Annotated in this window: 15 protein-coding genes; 13 read left to right on the top strand and 2 right to left on the bottom strand. The window is 55.4% G+C overall.

Annotated features, from left to right (window positions below; all coding sequences use genetic code 11):
- Positions 1 to 47 precede the first annotated feature (47 nt).
- The 6 genes from BLT01_RS06675 to BLT01_RS06650 all read left to right on the top strand — a co-directional run bounded on the left by BLT01_RS06675 (position 48) and on the right by BLT01_RS06650 (position 5,960).
- Positions 48 to 1,412, top strand: coding sequence for a murein hydrolase activator EnvC family protein (locus BLT01_RS06675; protein ID WP_092096119.1), 1,365 nt, complete (start codon positions 48 to 50; stop codon positions 1,410 to 1,412).
- Positions 1,413 to 1,568: 156 nt separating this feature from the next.
- Positions 1,569 to 2,192: a hypothetical protein gene (locus tag BLT01_RS06670; protein WP_092096117.1), complete on the top strand. Its 624-nt coding sequence runs from the start codon at positions 1,569 to 1,571 to the stop codon at positions 2,190 to 2,192.
- On the top strand, positions 2,189 to 2,818 hold the full coding sequence (locus tag BLT01_RS06665) for a redoxin domain-containing protein (RefSeq protein WP_092096114.1): 630 nt from the start codon (positions 2,189 to 2,191) through the stop codon (positions 2,816 to 2,818). Before BLT01_RS06670 ends, BLT01_RS06665 begins: the two co-directional genes overlap by 4 nt.
- A gap of 166 nt (positions 2,819 to 2,984) precedes the next feature.
- Positions 2,985 to 4,418, top strand: coding sequence for a S41 family peptidase (locus BLT01_RS06660; RefSeq protein ID WP_092096112.1), 1,434 nt, complete (start codon positions 2,985 to 2,987; stop codon positions 4,416 to 4,418).
- A 135-nt stretch (positions 4,419 to 4,553) separates the two neighbouring features.
- Entirely contained in the window at positions 4,554 to 5,672 is a 1,119-nt protein-coding gene (locus BLT01_RS06655) for a PDZ domain-containing protein (protein ID WP_176765070.1), read from the top strand.
- A 30-nt stretch (positions 5,673 to 5,702) separates the two neighbouring features.
- Positions 5,703 to 5,960: a CsbA family protein gene (locus tag BLT01_RS06650; protein WP_092096107.1), complete on the top strand. Its 258-nt coding sequence runs from the start codon at positions 5,703 to 5,705 to the stop codon at positions 5,958 to 5,960.
- A 53-nt stretch (positions 5,961 to 6,013) separates the two neighbouring features.
- Here the strand turns inward: BLT01_RS06650 and BLT01_RS06645 are convergent, their stop codons facing one another.
- Both BLT01_RS06645 and BLT01_RS06640 read right to left on the bottom strand, forming a co-directional pair.
- Complete coding sequence (locus tag BLT01_RS06645) at positions 6,014 to 6,325, bottom strand: AzlD domain-containing protein (protein WP_092096104.1); 312 nt, start codon at positions 6,323 to 6,325, stop codon at positions 6,014 to 6,016.
- On the bottom strand, positions 6,325 to 7,050 hold the full coding sequence (locus BLT01_RS06640; protein WP_092096101.1) for an AzlC family ABC transporter permease: 726 nt from the start codon (positions 7,048 to 7,050) through the stop codon (positions 6,325 to 6,327). The genes BLT01_RS06645 and BLT01_RS06640 overlap by 1 nt, the downstream gene beginning before the upstream one ends.
- Before the next feature lie 136 nt (positions 7,051 to 7,186).
- Here BLT01_RS06640 and BLT01_RS06635 point away from each other — a divergent pair, with 136 nt between their 5' ends.
- The 7 genes from BLT01_RS06635 to BLT01_RS06605 all read left to right on the top strand — a co-directional run bounded on the left by BLT01_RS06635 (position 7,187) and on the right by BLT01_RS06605 (position 19,395).
- Complete coding sequence (locus tag BLT01_RS06635; RefSeq protein ID WP_092096099.1) at positions 7,187 to 7,840, top strand: TVP38/TMEM64 family protein; 654 nt, start codon at positions 7,187 to 7,189, stop codon at positions 7,838 to 7,840.
- A 114-nt stretch (positions 7,841 to 7,954) separates the two neighbouring features.
- Entirely contained in the window at positions 7,955 to 11,455 is a 3,501-nt protein-coding gene (gene addB, locus BLT01_RS06630) for a helicase-exonuclease AddAB subunit AddB (RefSeq protein ID WP_092096096.1), read from the top strand.
- A complete protein-coding gene (addA, locus tag BLT01_RS06625; RefSeq protein WP_092096093.1) occupies positions 11,430 to 15,158 on the top strand; it encodes a helicase-exonuclease AddAB subunit AddA in 3,729 nt (1,242 codons plus the stop codon). Before addB ends, addA begins: the two co-directional genes overlap by 26 nt.
- Positions 15,121 to 16,287 carry a DUF418 domain-containing protein gene (locus BLT01_RS06620; RefSeq protein ID WP_092096091.1) on the top strand — a complete coding sequence of 389 codons (1,167 nt, stop codon included), beginning with the start codon at positions 15,121 to 15,123 and terminating at the stop codon, positions 16,285 to 16,287. Before addA ends, BLT01_RS06620 begins: the two co-directional genes overlap by 38 nt.
- A 79-nt stretch (positions 16,288 to 16,366) precedes the next feature.
- Positions 16,367 to 17,269: a fumarylacetoacetate hydrolase family protein gene (locus BLT01_RS06615; RefSeq protein ID WP_092096089.1), complete on the top strand. Its 903-nt coding sequence runs from the start codon at positions 16,367 to 16,369 to the stop codon at positions 17,267 to 17,269.
- A 73-nt stretch (positions 17,270 to 17,342) separates the two neighbouring features.
- Positions 17,343 to 17,714 carry a YisL family protein gene (locus tag BLT01_RS06610; RefSeq protein WP_092096084.1) on the top strand — a complete coding sequence of 124 codons (372 nt, stop codon included), beginning with the start codon at positions 17,343 to 17,345 and terminating at the stop codon, positions 17,712 to 17,714.
- A gap of 226 nt (positions 17,715 to 17,940) precedes the next feature.
- A complete protein-coding gene (locus tag BLT01_RS06605; protein ID WP_092096081.1) occupies positions 17,941 to 19,395 on the top strand; it encodes an alpha-amylase family glycosyl hydrolase in 1,455 nt (484 codons plus the stop codon).
- The last annotated feature ends 17 nt before the right edge of the window (positions 19,396 to 19,412 follow it).

Raw genomic sequence — 19,412 nt, 5'->3', positions numbered from 1 at the left:
GAAATGTGAAAACAGAAAGAATTGCAGTGTCCTGAAAGGGGAAATGAATGTTGAAGCAGTCTAAGCCACTGATTGCCACCGTGGTCGCCACGATGGCACTGAGTTTTGGAGTCGGCACGACCGGTGTGTCGGCAAGCAAGCTCGATGATCTTCAGAATCAGCAACAACAGATCGAACAAAAGAAAAACGAACTGAATCGCGGAATCCAGGAGAAGTCCTCAACCATCAAGGCGAACTCCGAGAAGAAGGACAAGCTTCTCGCCCAAATCAGGGACCTGCACGGTAAAATCGAGACGAAGCAAAATGAAATCGCCAAGCTCGAGCAAGAAATCCAGACGACAAAAGCCGAGATTGAAGCCCTCCGTGCCTCCATCAAGGAGCTTGAACAGAAGATCGCAGACCGTGATGCACTGTTGCGCGACCGCGTACGTGCCATGCAGGTCACCGGCGGTTCTGCCAGCTACGTCGATGTCCTTCTGGGGGCAAATAGCTTTTCCGAGTTTATTGACCGGGTATCTGCCGTCAATACGCTGAGAGAAGCGGACCGCCAGATCATTGCCGAACAAAAGGCGGACAAGGCTACGCTTGAGGATCAGAAAAACCAAGTTGAAAGCAAATTGGCCACCCAGGAAGAAAATAAGAAAAAACTTGAGGCAGCAAAAGCGGAACTCGACCGGCAGAAAAAAGATCTGAACGGTCTCGTCGAGCAGCTGGAAGCCGAACAGCAACGCCTGGAGAAAGAACAAGCAAGCTTGGAGACCGAGTACTCCGAAGCTCATGAAATGAGCGATGAACTCAAACAGCAAATCGTTGCTGAACAGGAGCGGATTGCTGTAATTGCACGCAAGGCTGAGGAAGAGCGCAAGCGCAAGGAAGCCGAAGCCCGCAAGCAAGCTGCTGCAGCGGCTGCTTCGGAGCAGGCCGAATCGAATCGCAAGGCAGCGACCTCATCAAAACCGGCATCTGCCGGCAACACGGTCGCACACACTAGCGCACCGGCGCCTGCTGTATCCGGCGGCACTTGGACGCGTCCGGCAGCAGGGCGGATCACTTCGACATTCGGCCCCCGCGACCTGAGCTGGGCATCTTCCAACCACCAAGGTGTCGATATCGCCAACGCGACAGGCACACCGATCGTGGCAGCGGGCAACGGGATCGTTTCAAGAGCGGGCAGCCACCCTACGCTCGGAAACTACATCATGATCACCCACTCTGTTAACGGCAAGACGATGACCACGGTCTATGGCCACCTGTCGGCAATCGGCACAAGCCAAGGGGCCCAAGTCAGCAAAGGACAGCAGATTGGCCGGATGGGTTCGACTGGACGGTCGAGCGGCCCTCACCTTCACTTTGAAGTCCACATCGGTAATTTTGGCAACCCGGTCAACCCGATGCTCTACGTACCTCTATAAGCAGAATTTCCATCCCGCCTTATAAAAGGCGGGATTTTTGATTTGCCGTGTCATAGAATGGACATGATTCCTATCCGGGCTGTGCCGGAGAGTGGACGGGCAGGCGCGCCATCCTCTACTCTTGTAATTGAAAACATTTGTAACGGAGGCACTCCTATGCAAGTTACAGAAGCCATCACCCTCTTTAAATTATCTGTGCCCTCCTCCCAGCTTTCGGCGCTCGTCGCATTGATTGCCGCCTATATTCTTATCCGGGTACGGTTTGGCAGCAGACTGGGCGGGCTGTACGGAGATGCAGCGTTTTATTTTGTATTGATCTGGAAAGGCAGCTACGTTCTGACCGACTTCGGCAACTTCCTGAAAGCGCCACTGTCCCTCCTTTACTACAACGGTGGCCTGACGGGTGCTTTGGCAGGTCTTCTGGCAGCTCTTTTCTTTATTTGGAGAAAAGGTGCGGCCGGTACGCCTGCCGTTCTGATGGCTGCGATTGCTGTCCAAAGCGTTTACCAGATCATGATGGCGTTGATGAACAGGAATGGCCCCATAGCGGAGACGGTGACCATAGCCTTGTTCGGGGCTTTGCTCATCCTGACTGTGTTCCGTGCGGCCAGCTCTATTCTATGGCAGCGGCAGTTGGCCGCCCTGTTTGTGGCAGTCCACTTCATGGTCGCGGCTGTCCAACCTGAGGGGTTCGGCGGGTTGCCGTTTGTTTCGACCGTTATTTTCGGTCTTTCTCATCTCATCTTTTTATCGGCAGGCAGGAGGCTTAACGACCAATGAACAAAAAGTGGTTCGGATCAATCATTGCCCTCGCCGTGATCGCGGCGATGGTCGGTATCATGCTGAAAAACACAGCGAATGACGGCTTTAGCGGGCAGAAAAAGCAGCTGGAGCGGGAATTGACCCAATCGGAAACACAGGAAGAAGCAGATAGCGGTACCGGTGCTATGCCCGGTGAGGGGATTGCAAAAGGGGAGGCGGCACCGGATTTTACCCTTGAGACGCTTGATGGGGAAAAACTGACCCTATCGGATCTCCGTGGCGAGAAAGTGATCCTGAATTTCTGGGCATCCTGGTGCGGCCCCTGCCGTGCGGAAATGCCGCATATGCAGGAGTACTATGAAAAGGAGGCAGAAAAGGCCGGTGTCCGGGTTATTGCGGTCAACTTGTCGACATCTGAGCGCGGCGACAAGGAAACGGTGATGGAAAACATCCAGGCATTTGTGGATGAATTCGGACTGTCATTCCCGATCCCTCTGGATACGGAAGGTGAGCAGATGGACGTTTACCGGGTCATCACGATTCCGACTACCTACATCATCGATACGTCCGGCATCATACGCCATGTGGTTCGCGGGCCGATGGACGCCGAGATGATGAGGAACCTGACTGGCAGTATCGACTAAGCCGGGCATGGACGAGTGTTAAGAAAACTGCTTTGAGTGTTAAGAAGAGACCCTTGGGTGTTAAATAAAGTCCGGCAATCCCGGAGTTGCCGAAATATAAAAATCGGCCATGCGTGTCGTATGCTTCCCGCTCTGTTCATACACTTGGACGGAGGAGGGATGTCAGATGCGCATGAGCCGATTTTTAATGTTTGTGGCGGTCTGCGCGGCAGCGGGCGGAATCTTCTACTTTGTCCAGAACGGAAAAGGCGAATCGGCCGAATCTGTCAGCGGCAAAAAGCCGATTGATGAGGCGTATGACCTGATTTTGGAAAAAGCGGTCCATCGTGTCGGCGGGGATGAGCTGGTCGAGGGGGCCATGAGAGGGATGGCCGATGTGCTGAACGATCCGTACAGTACATACTTGACCGAAGAGGAGGCCGCGGCCCATGAGGAATCGCTATCGGACGAGCGTGTCGGAATCGGGGCGGAAATAACGGAATCCAGGGGGCGCTTTATCATCGTGGCTCCGGTCCGCAACTCGCCTGCAGAAAAAGCCGGCATACTGCCGTACGATGAGATTGTCCGTGTCGACGGTGAGCGTGTGGACGGTAAGACGATGAAAGAACTGCTTTCACTGATCAAAGGCTCGGAAGGGTCGGATATCACGCTGACCATTTTTCGGCCGGATGAGGACAGGCACCTCGAAATCGCGATGAAAAGAAGCGCGATACCGGTCAAAACGGTGGACAGCAGGATGATCGAGAAAGACGGCTATCAGCTCGGTGTCGTATCCATCTCGATGTTCGGTGAGGAAACAGCCGGTGAGTGGGAGGCGCATACAAAGAAACTGATCAGCGAGGGAGCGGATGGGCTCATCATCGATGTGCGCGGCAATCCCGGCGGCTACTTGTTCAGCGTCTCCAAGATTGCAGGCAGCCTTCTTAGGGAGGGGACGGTTTTCGCCTTTATGCAGGACGCGGACGGGGTCAAGGAGCCGGTCCGCTCCGAAGCTCCTGAAGACGAAGAGTACGCGAAAGCGATGCGCCTGATGAAAGCGGTTCTTCTGCAGGACAAAGGAAGTGCTTCCGCCAGTGAAGTACTGAGCGGAGCACTTCAGGACAATGGGCGGGCGTTTATCGTAGGCACAGTCAGCTTCGGCAAGGGAACCGTGCAGGAAACATGGCCGCTATCCAACGGAGGCGAGATGAAGCTTTCGACGCACAAATGGCTGACCCCGTCCGGAGAATGGATCCACGGCAAGGGAATCAAGCCGGATCTTGAATCGGGGCAGCAATCGCTTTACGGGCTGCCAGTCATGCCGGTAGAGGGCAACTATCAACCCGGCGACTACGGGGAAGACGTGGGATATGCCCAGCGGGTACTGGCAGCATTGGGCTATGATGTGACACGTGAGGACGGCTATTACGATGAGACGACACTAAAGGCGGTCGAGCAGTTCAGGGACCATGAGAAGCTGAATCCCGGCGGAGCCATGGATGACGCGTTCTTCCGGGCACTCCGACAAAAAGTGATTGACTACAAGTCGGACGAAAAAAACGATGATCAGCTGCAGCTCGCCGTGAGCTATATGAAACATGTATTGAAGTCCGGCAACTAAAATCATTCTCATCCTACCCCGGGTTTGATAGAATGAAGTAATGAAGTTTGATTGTGGTTTAGAACCGGGGATGGTGACAGTCTGATGGTAGAGGAAATCTTGTTCGAATTGTTGCATGCCGCGGGAAGATTTTTTATGAACCCGCTGCTTTATATCATTTTGTTGTTCTCTGTCTTGTTGGGTTATACGAGAGTCAAGCGGGAACGCAAGCATTTCAGAGTGAGAATGCATGAAGGCCTGACTGAATTCCGCGCACTGCTCAAGGAGTCATGGCTGATTGCACTTGTCCTGTCGCTGTTGATTGCTGGGGCGGGGCTTGTTGTACCGAAAGGCTGGATCGTGCTGTTCTGCGGCTTCATGCTTGTTGCGGTGCTTCTTTTCCGCTACCAGTCCGGCGCTCCGATATACGCTGCCGGCCTTGCAGCACTTGTTTACTGGCTGCTTGGACACTACGGAATTGCGACGGACTGGCCGGTCATCGGTTGGACTTACACCGGCATATCGGGTGAGACAGCCGTCACCGTCACGGCGGTTGCCGGCCTGCTCACGGCTGCAGAAGGGCTTCTGATCCGCAAGTATGGCGCCCGGGATGCATCTCCGCTCCTCCTGGAGACGGCGAGGGGACTCCAGGGAGCTGCTTACCGGACTAAACGTCTCTGGCTTCTGCCGCTTCTTTTCGCAGTGCCGGGAGGGCCCGTAGGAGAGATGCTTCCTTATTGGCCGCAGTTCACGCTCGGCGGGACTTCTTATTACTTGGTCTTCATCCCGGCGGTCATCGGTTTTGAGCACACTGCCAAGCAGCATCTGCCGGGGCGGGTTTATCGCGGTTACGGCAAGGCGGTTTTCGCCACCGGACTCGGTGTCGCGGCAGCTGCTTTCCTGGGGCTCTGGGAGCCGCTGGCAGGCTGGGCGGTTCTTGCGCTCGGTTTCATTGTGCGGATGGTGATCGCCATCACAAATGCCGTGCGGGAGAATACAGGTAACTTTGCGGTGGCACCGAGAAGTGACGGAGTAGTCGTCGCTGCGGTGCTTTCGGAATCACCTGCGGACAAAATGGGGATTCTTCCGGGCGAGACAATCCGGAAGGTCAATGGCGTCACCGTCACGGATGAGCGGGAATTGTACGAAGCCATCCAGGTCAATGCGGCCCACTGCCGCGTCGAGGTGCTTAATCGTGAAGGTGAATTGCGGCTTTGCCAACATGTCATCTTCAGGCATGATCACCACCGGATTGGCCTTCTCGTCGTCCGCTGACCGGTATTCGCAGGAGAGGGGGGTCAGCCTGTGGAATCATACGCACTCAAAATCATCCTTGCGCTTTTCCTGCCGGCGGCACTGGTCATCCTGTTTACCCGGGTGACCTACCACCATGTGGTTGGCCTTGTCCTGACGGTGGCATTGATCGCAGCGTCCGTTTATGCCGGGTATACGCATACCTGGCTGCTCTATACGATCGACGCCCTATCGCTGACCGTCGGGTTTTACGCGGCTGGCAGGATGAGGCAACGGACAAAGCAGGGACAAAAGCAAAATCCGGAATGACAAAACGGCCTGGCGCATACTTGCGTCAGGCCGTTTTGTCTGTTGCCGCTTGTTCAGCCGGCCAGCAGGCTATAGACAGCGAGAATCACGATCGTTCCGAGCACGGTTCCCATGACACCGCCGCCAAGCCAGGCAATCAGTGCGGCAGAAGCAAATCCGATCACTCCGAACAGAAGATCTTCCGGCTGTGCATACAGGATTGCCGGGAAGATCAGTGCGCCGAGCACGGCGAACGGAATATTCCTCAACACTCCGGATATGGCCGGCGGCAATTCTCTCCCCTCGAGGAAGGTGAGAGGGATGGCGCGCGGAAGGTAGGTCACGACTGCCATTCCGAGCAGCATCCACCAATACCAGCTACCCATCAGGCCCCCTCCTTTCGTTCAACTGCACGCCGGAGGACATTTCCGCGTCGGGCGTAGAGTACTTCAACAGCGACCGCAGAGACGACTGTGGATACCATGATGGCCCAGCCGGTCGACAGTAGCTCCGTCCAGAAGAAAAAGCCGTTTAAGGCGGCAGCGGTCAAAGCAAGCAGAACGATTTTGCGATTGCCTTTCAGGGAAGGGACGAGAAGCGCCACAAACATGGCGTAAAGCGCAATCGACATCGCAGCTTGGAGAAAAAGTGGAAGGTTGGCCCCGATCACATGCCCGATCCCGCTGAAGAGGACCCAACTGGCGTAAGACAGGACGATGACACCGGCAGCATAAGAAGTCCGGACGCGACCCGCCCCGGAAGTGGAGATCACGGAGAAGGTTTCGTCGGTGATGCCGAATGCATAGACCGCCTTTTTCCACCTGGCGTCCGGCTGCATCTTTTCATTGAGTGAAGCCGTCATAAGAAAGTGACGGATATTCACGATGAACGTGTTCAGCACAATCAAAACAGGGTCCACCTTGGCCGTAATAAGGCTGAGGGATATGTATTGCGCGGCGCCGGCAAAGACAAAAATACTCATGGCAAGCGTCTCGGCCAAGGTAAGACCGGTTGTCTTGGCAAGCAGTCCGAACGTCAGCGCTACCGGAAAATAACCGATGGCGATGGTGAGGCCCGCCTTCAGGCCGGCGGCAAGGCCTTCTTTCTGCATAATATCCCATCTTTCGTGCATGATTATGTTTATATTATACTACAAGGATTTTCCTTGGGACGCCTGATTTTGTAGAGTTGCTTGAATAGCGTAAAATAAGGGAAATGAAGCTTGAAAACCAGGTCGGGGGTAAGACATGGAGAATTGGCTGGATTTTGACACATTAATTGAATTAACATCGCGTTACCGGGCGCTCGGGCCTCTTCTGGGCTTTTTGTTCCCGTTTATCGAGGCGTTTCTCCCCTTTCTGCCTCTATTTGTGTTCGTCCTGGCGAATGCCAACGCGTACGGATTCTTTTTCGGTTTCCTCATCAGCTGGGGCGGCACAGTGGCGGGCTCATATACCGTATTCCTCCTCATCCGGAAATATGGCGATGCAAGGGTGTTCAGGTTCCTGACGAAAAGCGAGCGCGTCCGGAAACTGATTCATTGGGTGGAACGCAACAGTTTCGGTCCGCTGTTTGTGCTTCTCTGTTTTCCGTTCACACCTTCCGCACTCGTGAACCTTGTTGCGGGCCTCTCCAATCTGAAAAAGAAAGTGTATTTGCTTACTTTGATGGCCGGGAAGTTTGTGATGATTGCCATTGCGAGTTTTATCGGTCATGACCTGCGCTCGCTGATCACCCAGCCGGTGCGGACAGCGGTGGTGGGGGTCGTCATTTTCTTGCTGTGGCTCGGCGGCAAGCAGCTGGAAAAGCGGCTTGATAGGCGGGTCGAGGACGACTTCAGGTCAATTCGCGAAGAACAGACTGCCGCGGAGGAAGAAGAACTCCGTGAAAAGGATAACTGACCTGCACGCGGCCGGAAAGGCCGGTGCGGGTTATCCTTACATAATTAAAGAACGTTTGTTCGTTATTTTCTCTTCTATTATAATAGAGTTCATGTCAGAAAGGAGTGGCAGCCGATGACATTCAGACTGATCACCGGGCGGGCCGGTTCCGGAAAGACTACCATGATCCGGAAAGAGATTGCCGGCAAGCTGAATGAAAATCCCCTTGGTTCGCCGGTTTTTGTTATCGTACCGGACCAGATGTCGTTTTCCATGGAGAAAAGCCTATCGACAGAATTTGGCCTCAAAGGAACGATTCGCGCCCAAGTGGCGACATTCAAACGCCTGGCCTGGCGCATTCTTCAGGAGACGGGGGGAATCACCCGGACGGAAGTGAACGGCTACGGTTACCGGATGCTGATCCGGAGCTTGCTTGCGGAAAATCGGGACGAGTTCAAACTGTTCCGGCAGGCGGCAGATAAGAGGGGGTTCACCGAACAATTGGAGGAGCTGCTGAAGGAATTCAGCCGCTATTGCCTCGATTGTACGACGATGACCGATATGCACGGCGAGCTGGACAAAGCGGGTGCTCCGCGGGCGCTGCTGGATAAGGCTGATGACCTGGAATTGCTCATGAACAAGATTGAAGAGCGTCTCGGCACGGCTTACGTGGACAGCGAAGGCTATCTGGCGCTTTTGGCCTCCCAGATCCGGCACTCAGAACTGGTCCGGGATGCTGAAGTGTATGTGGATGGCTTCGTGACGTTCACGACAAGAGAGCTGGAAATCGTCGAAGAGCTCATGAAGCACGCCAAACGTGTGACGGTCGTCCTTCCAATGGAAGATCCATATGGAAAGTCAACCGGATCGCAGCTGTTTTTTAATGCGCAAGGCAGTGCCGCAAGGCTGGCGGATGCCGCCAAGCGGAACGGAGTGGAGACGGAAGAAGCCATTCACCTTGGCATGCCCCGCAGGTTCAAAAGCAGGGCACTCGCCCACCTGGAATCGGTATTTGACCAATATCCCGCGCCGGCCGCGTCCGCCGAAGGGGATGTGGAACTACTCCGCGCAACGGATGCCAGGGCGGAAGTGCATGCCGTGGCAAGGAGGATCCGGAACCTCATGTTGTCCGGAATGCGCTACCGGGACATGGCGATTTTGTATCGCCAGCCTGAAGTGTATGACGAGCTGATCGAGACGGTATTCCCGCTTTATGATATTCCCGTCTTCATCAGCCGGAAAAAACCGATGTTGCATCACCCGCTGATCGAGTTCAGCCGTTCGGTGCTGGAGGCAGTGGCGGAAGGGTGGGAGTACGAGGACATTTTCCGCGCTGTCAAGACCGATTTGTTCTTTCCGCATGGCGTGGATCTTTCGGAGTGGCGGGATCGGGCGGACAGGCTCGAGAATTACGTGCTGGCAAACGGCATCCGCGGCGAGCGCTGGTTCGATGAAAAACGCTGGCAGGTCAAGCGTTACCGCGGCCTTGAGTTTCACAGCAACGTGCAGACGGACGAAGAACTGGCGATGCAGGAGGATATCCATCTGATCCGGGATGCCGTCCGCGAGCCGCTCGCAAACCTTGAGGCGCGTCTGCGGAGGGGAAAGACCGGGCGTGATATTGCGGCAACCCTTTTCACATTCATGGAGGAACTGCATGTATTCGATAAGATTGTCGACATGAGGCGGCGCGAGGAAGAAGCGGGCCGGCTGTTCGAGGCAGCGGAACATGACCAGGCATGGAATTCCTGGATTGAAGTGCTGGATCAGTTTGTCCTGATGTTTGGCGACAAGGAGGGTCCGCTCGCGGAGTTCATCCGGATTCTCGATGAGGGGTTTGATACGCTCGAATTTGCCCGTATCCCGCCGTCGATCGATCAGGTGACAGTGACCACTGTCGACATCTCAAGGCTGATGGATATGGAAGCTGTCTTCATCATCGGCGTCAATGACGGTGTGTTTCCGAAGCGGATCGACCAGGAAGGGCTTTTGTCTGACCGAGAGCGGGAATGGTTCATGGAAATCGGATTTGAACTGGCACCCACGACGAAGATGCGTCTCATGGATGAGATGTACATGGCGTATCGTGCATTCACGACCGCTTCCTCGAAATTGTTTATTTCCTATCCCGCGTCGGATGCGGAAGGGAAGGCGCTGATCCCATCCCTGTACCTGAAACGCATCGGCCAGATCCTGCCTGACGTGGCCGAATCTGATGTGCTCAATGATCCGGCGGAACTTCCGGGGGAAGAAAGCTGGCAGGAGTACATTAGTCATCCGAGGGCAACCCTCAGGCACGCATCTGCGCAACTGCGGCTTGCGGAAAACGATGGTGAATTGTCCGGTCCGTGGCGGACGGCGATCGGCTATTACCGGAATGACCCGTACTGGTCGATGATTTTCGGAAAGGTGCTCCGCCCGACTCGGAAACGGGAGACGGAGCGGCTTGAGCCGTCTGTCACGGCCGCTCTTTACGGTGAGCAAATCGGCTCAAGTGTCTCGCGCGTCGAGTCGTATTTCAGCTGTCCGTTCCAGCATTATGCAAGCTTCGGGCTGAAACTGCGCGAACGCGGTGAGTTCAAGCTGGATCCGCCGGCACTCGGCGACCTGTTCCACGCAGCGCTAAAGTGGATCTCCGATGAGACCGGACGGCGGAAATTGTCTTGGGGCGCGCTCAGCCGGACCGAATGCCTGACACTCGCCAGGGATGCAGTAGAGTCGATCAGCCCATACTTTTTCAATCAGATCCTGCTGAGTTCCAGCCGATATGCCTATATCAAGCGGAAGATCACGGGAATCATCCAGCGGACGCTCCTCGGGCTCTCGAAACAGGCCAGGCATTCCGGTTTCAATCCTGTGGCCATCGAAGCGGCGTTCGGTCCGGGCGAGAAATTCCCGCCTCTCCGTGTTCCCCTGAAGAGAGGAAGGATGATGCAGCTCAGGGGCCGGATCGACCGGGTGGATGCTGCGGAAGTCGACGGGAAGCCATTTATCCGTGTCGTCGACTACAAATCATCGGCCAGGGCGCTGGATCTGGCGGAAGTGTATTATGGGCTGTCGCTGCAGATGCTGACTTACCTGGACGTCGCGCTCCTCAATTCCAATGAGTGGTTCGGCAGAGAAGCACTTCCTGCGGGTGTCCTGTACATCCATGTGCACAATCCGATGCTTCGTGCAGAATCGGGTGTGCTGGACGATGCGGAGGTCGAGGCTGAGGCGATGAAGTCCTATCGGATGAGGGGGTATGTCCTGGACAACCCCGATGTTGTGCTTGAGATGGATAAAAGCCTTGATGGCTCGTCCGAAACCTTGCCGGTGAGGATGAACAAAAACGGGACATTTTCAAAGACGTCCAAAGTGCTCGGCCCGGAAAGCCTCTCGCTTATGAGAGAATACGTTCGCCGCAAGCACAGGCAGGCCGGTGATTCCATGATTGACGGTGACACCCGCGTTCTGCCATATCGGATGAAAGACAGGATGCCGTGCCAGACGTGCGCATACCGGTCTGTCTGCCAGTTCGACCCTTCAGATCCTGCTCAACGTTACCAAGCGTTGCGCCAGCTGACTCCCGAAGAGTCGATCAAATTGATGGAAAAGGAGGTTAGGGAAGATGAAGATACCGGCGAAACCCGCTGATGAGACATGGACGGATGCCCAGTGGCGGGCCATCCATGCCTCGGGCAGCGACCTGCTTGTCTCGGCAGCGGCCGGTTCGGGAAAGACGGCTGTCCTCATTAACCGCCTGATCGGCAAGGTGACAGACCCGGATGACCCGATCGATGTCGATGAACTGCTCGTCGTGACATTCACGAATGCGGCTGCGGCGGAAATGCGCCATCGGATGGCGACGGCGCTTGAGGAGGCGATCGAGAAGAACCCGTCTTCCTCCCGCCTCAGACGCCAGCTCAGCCTCCTGAATAAAGCACAGATTTCGACCCTTCACTCGTTTTGTATGAATATCGTCCGTCAGTATGCCTATGTGCTGGACATTGACCCCGGATTCCGCATTGCGGACACCTCGGAGGCGGCCCTGCTCAGGGATGATGTGGTCAGCCGGGTTCTTGAAGAGGCGTACGGTTCCGAAAATCCGGAGCCGGTGTATCGCCTCGCGGACAGCTTTACATCCGACCGGGACGACCAGGCGATTGAAGTGCTGATCGACAAGCTATACGACTATTCCCGCGTGCATCCGAAGCCAGAGGAATGGCTGCGGGGCATCCCGCGTCAGTATCACCTCCCGCAGGACGCGGACATCGACAGCCTGCCGTTTATCGTCCCGCTCAAAGAAGCGATCCGCCATCAGCTGGAAGAGGCGGCTTCGATGGCTGCGGAAGTGGGCCGCATCGCCCGGCTGCCGGACGGCCCGGCGCCCCTTGCGACGACCGCGGAAGAAGACGGCGCGCTGATCGGGTCGCTTCTCGGAATCATGGAAAGCGGCTCGTGGAAAGATGCCTACCATGCCTTTGCCGCCGTCAAGTGGGCCAAGGCCGGCACGATCCGGAAAGACAGCTGTGATGAAGAGCTGGCGGAGCGGGCAAAGAAAAAGCGGAATGACATCAAGAAACTCGTCAACGGGCTGAAGGAAGCCTTTTTTGTCCGCACGCCGGCGCGCCTTATGGAAGAGATGCGGCTCATGGCGCCGATGATGGACACGCTCGTCGAACTCACAATCCGGTTCGGTGAACGTTACGCCGACGTAAAACGAAACCGTGGCATCGTCGATTTTTCCGATCTTGAGCACTTGGCGCTCGCCATTTTGTCGGAAGAGCGGGATGGCGAGCTGGTACCGTCGGAGATCGCCCAAGATTTCCGGGACCGTTTCCGGGAAGTGCTGGTCGACGAATACCAAGATACAAACCGCCTGCAGGAGACTATTGTCTCGCTTGTCAAAAGCGGTGAATATGAGGATGGCAACCTGTTCATGGTCGGCGACGTCAAGCAGTCCATTTACCGATTCCGCCTGGCCGAACCGATGCTGTTCCTCGACAAGTATCTGAAGTTTAACGGGGATGCGGACGGCGCGGGCATGAAAATCGACCTGAATGCCAACTTCCGCAGCCGAAGGGAAGTGCTTGATGCGACGAACTATGTGTTTCGTCAGGTGATGGGCGCCCGTGTCGGTGAAATCGACTATGATGAAGCAGCAGCACTCAAGCCCGGTGCCCCTTATAAAGGAGCGGGGCATCCGGCTACGCTGATGATCATCCATGAAGACCAGGAAGATGACGGGGAAGAGACAAAAGGATCGGACGAGGAACTCAAGCAACCACAACTGGAAGCGAGGGCCATCATCCGGGAAATCCGGCGGCTCATGGAGACGGGCGCCCAGGTGACCGATCCGTGGACCGGCAGCACACGCCCGCTCCGTTACCGGGATATCGTCATTCTCATGCGTTCAATGACCTGGTCCGGTGAGATTGCGGAAGAGCTGAAGCTTGCGGGCATTCCGGTCTACGCGGAAACGTCCGGCGGCTATTTTGACGCCATTGAAGTGATGATCATGCTGAACACGCTCCGGGTCATCGACAATCCGTATCAGGACATCCCGTTCGCTTCCGTGCTCCGGGCGCCGTTTATCGGTCTAGGGGAAAACGAACTGGCGAAAATCCGCCTGGCGGCCCCTGATGAGCCATACTACGAGGCGCTTAAGCAATACGTACGGAACGGGGTCTCCGCGGGCATACCGGCTGGGACGGAAGAAAAGATCCGCCGTTTCTATGTCCATTTTGAAGAGTGGCGGGACCTGGCGCGCCGGGGGTCCCTTGCAGACCTGATCTGGCAGGTGTACCTGGATACCCACTATTACGAGATGGCCGGCGCCATGCCGAACGGCAAACAGCGCCAGGCCAACCTGCGCGCCCTCCATGACCGGGCGATCCAGTACGAAAGGACGTCCTTCAGGGGGCTGTTCCGATTCCTCCGCTTTATCGACAGAATGAGGCGGCGGGGTGATGATTTGGGGACGGCAAAAGCGGTCGGCGAGCAGGACGACGTCGTCCGGATCATGACGATCCACGCGTCAAAGGGACTGGAGTTTCCTCATGTATTTGTCGCGGGAGTCGGTCGGCAGTTCAATAAGATGGACTTTAACGAACCGTATTTGTTCGACCAGCACTTCGGTCTCGCGGTCAAGGCGGTGGATCCGGACAACCGCATCCAGTACACGTCACTTCCGTTTCTTGCAATCCGTGAAAAAAAGGAGCTCGAAATGCGGGCAGAGGAAATGCGGGTCCTCTATGTCGCCATGACCCGTGCCAAGGAGGCCCTTCATCTGATCGGCTCTGTGAAGGACCTCGACGCGGCAATTATGAAGTGGCAGGAAGGCCAGCTTGCTGCGGGCGGGCGGCTCCCTGAGTATATCCGCTCGCGTGCGGCAAGCTATCTGGACTGGATCGGGCCGGCAGTGGCACGCCACCGGGCTTTTGCCCAGCATGGCGTGATTCCGGGCGGCCGGCTCCTTGATGACGGATCTGTCTGGAAGATCCAATTTCTCAGTCCTTCAGATCTGTCGGCAGAGAGCATGTCAGCTGAGGAAATCGCCGCGTGTGCGGAGCGGGAGGAGAAGATGCCCGGAATCGAGGCGGAGGAAGAGGTGCTCCGGCGCTTCGAAGCTTCTTATCCGCACAGTGCTTCTGTCGGAAAGCGCTCGAAACAGTCGGTCAGCGAAGTAAAACGGATGTGGTTGCTGGAAAATGCGGAAGAGCCGGATCCGTTCATGACCCGCTCCGATGAGATTCGTCCGATGTATATGCACGACCGTCCTGAATTCATGCAGGAGCGGACGTTGACGGCTGCGGAGATCGGGACCGCGATGCACACGATTATGCAGCATATCGACCTGACCCGTCCGCAGACTGTGCGGGATGTGCAGAACCTGATCACCGGGCTCGTACGCCGGGAACTCATCACTGACGAAGAGGCAAGGGAAGTGGATGCGGCGGCGATCGCACGCTTTTTCGGGACGCCGATCTACGAACGCATCCGAAAATCACCGGATGTCCGCCGGGAATTGCCGTTCACATACGGGCTTGATGCAGGAGACGGCGACCGGCAAATCCTGCAGGGGATCGCCGACTGCCTGTTCCGTGAAAAAGACGGCTGGGTCCTGCTCGACTATAAAACCGACCGGACCGGCATGTTCCGCTCCGAGGAGTCGCTCGAGGCCGCGATGGCCGAACGTTACGGCGTGCAACTCTCGCTTTACGCGCGGGCAATCGGCGACATCCTAGGCATCAACATCAAAGAAAAACTTCTGTACCTGTTTGACGGAGAACGGGTACTGACCATCCGGGGGGATCATTTTGCCGACACTGAAACTGAAACCGACCGCATCTTCTGAACGGATTGCCGCACTTGATTATTTGAGGGGCTTCGCCCTGCTCGGCATCTTCGTCGCGAACATGCTGTTTTTCCACACACCATATGTATATATCGATCCGTTCACCTGGTTCCGTTCACTCAGTGATGAGGTCTCCCACATGTGGGTGGACATCCTGTTCCAGAGCAGCTTTTATCCGCTGTTTGCCATGCTGTTTGGCTACGGAATGAACATGCAGTACGAAAAGGCCGTCCGGCTCGGAAAGCCGTTTGTTCCTACGGCAGCAAGAAGGATGGGCATTCTCCTGCTGTTCGGCATCATCCATGCCTTCCTCATCTGGCCTGGTGATATTCTGATCACTTACGCCCTGATGGGGTTGATCTTCATGTGGATGCTCCGGCTGCCGGCAGCGGTACTCGCGGCGATTGGCGCAATTGTCTACATAGTTCCGATGGGGTTATTGACGCTTCTCACTTTCTTCGCGGAGAAGTTGGACCCCGATGGGATGATGGGGGCATATGTCGATATCACGAACATCAACCGATCCATCGAGGCCTATGCCGGCGGATCGTTCGGAGAAGTGACTGCACAGCGTGCAGCAGACTGGATGTTTATGAATACGGCATCGATTCCGATGGCGATTTTCATGATTCTGCCCCTATTCATGATCGGGGCGGCTGCAGGAAAGATTCGATTGATCGAGAAGGCTTCTGACAACTGGAAAAAGTGGATCCTCCCTGCTGTTTTGTTCACGGCAGCCGGGCTTGCTCTGAAGGCGCTGCCGTATTTCACCGATCTGCCCTACACGTCGCAGATGGTGCAGGATTCGATCGGAGGCCCGCTCCTGACTGCCGGCTACGTTGCACTCGTCCTTTTGCTCCTGCAGTCGGGGCTCGTCCGGAAAGTGTTCCATCCGGTCGCATCCGCAGGACGGATGTCACTGACTGTGTACCTCACGCAGTCAATCATCGCTACCCTGATCTTCTATTCGTATGGACTCGGATATTACGGAAAAGTGCCGGTATCACTCGGAACCTGGCTGGCCGTGGCCATCTTTGCAGTCCAGTGCATCATCGCCGACCTTTATTTCCAGAAATTCAGGCAGGGACCTATCGAGCGGATCTGGCGCAGGCTGACTTATGGGAAATGACGAAATATAAAGGATTCCGCGGATATGTGTCGTAACTAATGAAGTACAACCAACCCAGAATGGAAAGGATGGCGTCAAGATGAAATTGTTATCGTTCCGCTTTGAAGGGAAACAGCGCTTCGGCCCCAAAGTGAAAAAAGAGGAGGCTGTTTGGGATTTGACGGCGATCCATCAAGCACTGGGTGAAGGGGAATCGTTCCCGGCACATATCATCGACGGCATCGCAGAAGGCCATGAGTTCGTGGAAGGAATCCGACGGCTGGTCGAGCGGGCGGAAGCCTCAGACAATCCGGAATCCTATAAGCGCGGATTCGGACAAATCGAATGGACAGCGCCGATTCCGCGAACACCGAAAAACGTCATCTGCATCGGGAAAAACTATGCCGATCACGTAACCGAGATGGGCGGCGACCGCCCGCCGGAAAAACTGGTCGTCTTTACAAAGGCACCGACCGCCATTGCGGCAGATGAAGAGGAATTGCCGGTCCATGAAACCATCACGGAAAGCCTGGACTACGAAGGGGAACTGGCAATCGTCATCGGAAAGGGCGGGCGGAATATCCGGAAGGCACTTGCCTACGATCACATTTTTGGATATACGATCGCCAATGACATCACCGCGCGCGATGTCCAGGCTGCACACATGCAATTCTTCCTGGGTAAAAGCCTCGACAAATCATGTCCATTGGGCCCCTACCTGGTAACGAAAGATGAGATACCGGATCCCCAGAACCTGTCGCTTGTGACAAAGGTCAATGGGGAAGTCCGCCAGAACGGCAACACGAAAGAGATGATTTTCCCGATTGACGAACTGATTGCACAGGTCTCCCTCTACGTCACACTTGAACCTGGTGACATCATCCTGACCGGGACGCCATCAGGGGTCGGAAAAGGGATGAATCCGCCGTCCTATCTCAAGGCGGGCGATACGGTGAAGGTCTCCATCGAGGGGATCGGCACCCTTTCGAACACATTTTCCTGACCATCCTACGTGATTGCCGGTGGCAGCTTGTGGTAGGATAAAGAGGGCAATCATAGAAAATGAGGTGGAATAGTTGGGCGTCTTTACGGATACGACACATCTGCACATCTTCACTTGGGTCGTTGCGGTCATTCTTTTCCTGGCTGCAGCGGTCATGGCGAAAGGGAGCAAGGGACGCAAAATCGTCCATATGATTCTCCGTCTCTTCTACATCCTCGTCATTATAAGCGGGGCCTTCCTGTTCTTTACTTGGTCCAGCGCTGACGCGGCCATGTACGGGGTCAAGTTCCTGCTTGGCGTTTTGACAGTCGGATTCATGGAGATGGTGCTTGTCCGCCAGAACAAAGACAAGCCGACCACCGTCTTCTGGGTGCTGTTCTTCATCAGCTTCCTGGCGACGATGTTCATCGGTTTGAGCCTGCCAATCGGCATGGACTTCTTCTGATCGGACAAAAAGCCGGAAACGGGTCTTCGGACCGGTTTCCGGCTTTTTTTACTGCTTCACTCCAGTTGAAAAGTTGATAAATGTCAGCCTACCCTCTTCCATAACCGCCAACTTCACAGTTTTGCCCCATTTCACCGGGTTTTCATCTTCCGGTTTTCCAAACGGGTCGCCGGGCCAGGGATGGAGTGATAAAATAACGGTTGATGGAGCGAGGAGTGACTAGTTAATGATCAAGAAAACAGTTGCCGCAATCGGTGCGGCTTTACTGATCGGGTCCGCCGCTTTTCCGGCGGCCTCTGCGGAGGAGCGGACGGTCCTGGACGAAAGCATTTATGATACCCTCGTCGACCGGTTCTACAATGGGGCGACGGAAAATGACCAAGGGGCAAACGCGACCGACAACTACGGGTTTAACGGCGGTGACTTTGCCGGTCTCCAGGAAAAGTTGACGTATATTCAAGACATGGGATTCACGGCCGTTTCGATCGGCCCTATTTTTGAGACGGCTACTTATGACGGAAGTGCCGTTCTCAGCTACGGAACCATTGAGGACCGCTTTGGTACGGACAGGGAACTGAAAGACATGTTGTCGGCTTATCACGAAGCCGATATGAAAGTCTTTGCGGACTTTCCGCTGGGCGGTGTCAGTCCCGATCATGAGTGGGCTGCGGGCCAAAACGGGTGGGCCGTGCCATCTGAAAACGGAGAAACAATCGACTGGGACCTCGGCAATCAAGACGTCCAGGATGCACTGATCGACGCGGCTGTTTCGTTTGCAGAAAAGACAGGCGTCGACGGCATCCGGCTGACAAATTTCGGCGATGCTGACACTGCGTTTCTTGACAGGATGATCGCTGAGCTAAAAGAAACATCCCCTGAGCTGATGGTATTTTCGTCTGCACCGTCAGAAGCCGATTTCGATATGAGTGATAATCCGGATATCATGGAAGCACTCCGATCGGCATTCGTCGAAATGGATCCGGATTCTTCGGGAATCAATCAACTCGAATTGACGGAGCCTCCGTCCATGCTGGCTTTCGACGACCTGAACACCGACCGGTTCACGACCGGGATGGTGGAACGGAACATGTTCCCGCCGACCCGTTGGAAGGTTGCGGCGACCGCACTCTTTACGCTGCCAGGCGTGCCTGTGATGACATATGGCACCGAAATTGCAGTAACGGGCAAGGAAGCCCCAGGTACGCACCCCCTGCACAATTTCAAGACTGATGAGGAACTGAAGGAACACATTGCCGATGTGAACAGCATCCGGAACCAGTCGGATGCGCTGCGCACAGGCGATTTCAAGCTTCTCCACAACGAGGGCGGACTGATTGCTTACAAGCGCTGGAATAAAGATGAAACATGGGTCATCATAGTCAACAACACAAGTGAAACGCAGCGTGTCGACCTGACCGAAGAGGAAATCGGGGAAGGGAAAAAGTTGCGGGCCCTGTTCGACAGTAACTTGGTCAGCCAGGCAGACAGCGGCGAGTATCGCCTCGTACTCGACAGGGAGACGGCAGACTTGTTCATCGTTGAAGAAGACACCGGTCTCAACATTCCTTATATCATTGCCGCAATCCTTGTCTACACCACGTTCGTCGGATTCATTTACATGGTCTGGAGAAAAGGGAAACAGCGGGCCCAAGACGAAAAAGCAGTCAAGCCTAAAGCCTAATCACATCAAACAAGACC

The organism is Bhargavaea beijingensis (assembly GCF_900101985.1).
Lineage (GTDB): Bacteria > Bacillota > Bacilli > Bacillales_A > Planococcaceae > Bhargavaea > Bhargavaea beijingensis.
This window is presented reverse-complemented; position numbering and strand designations above follow the sequence as displayed.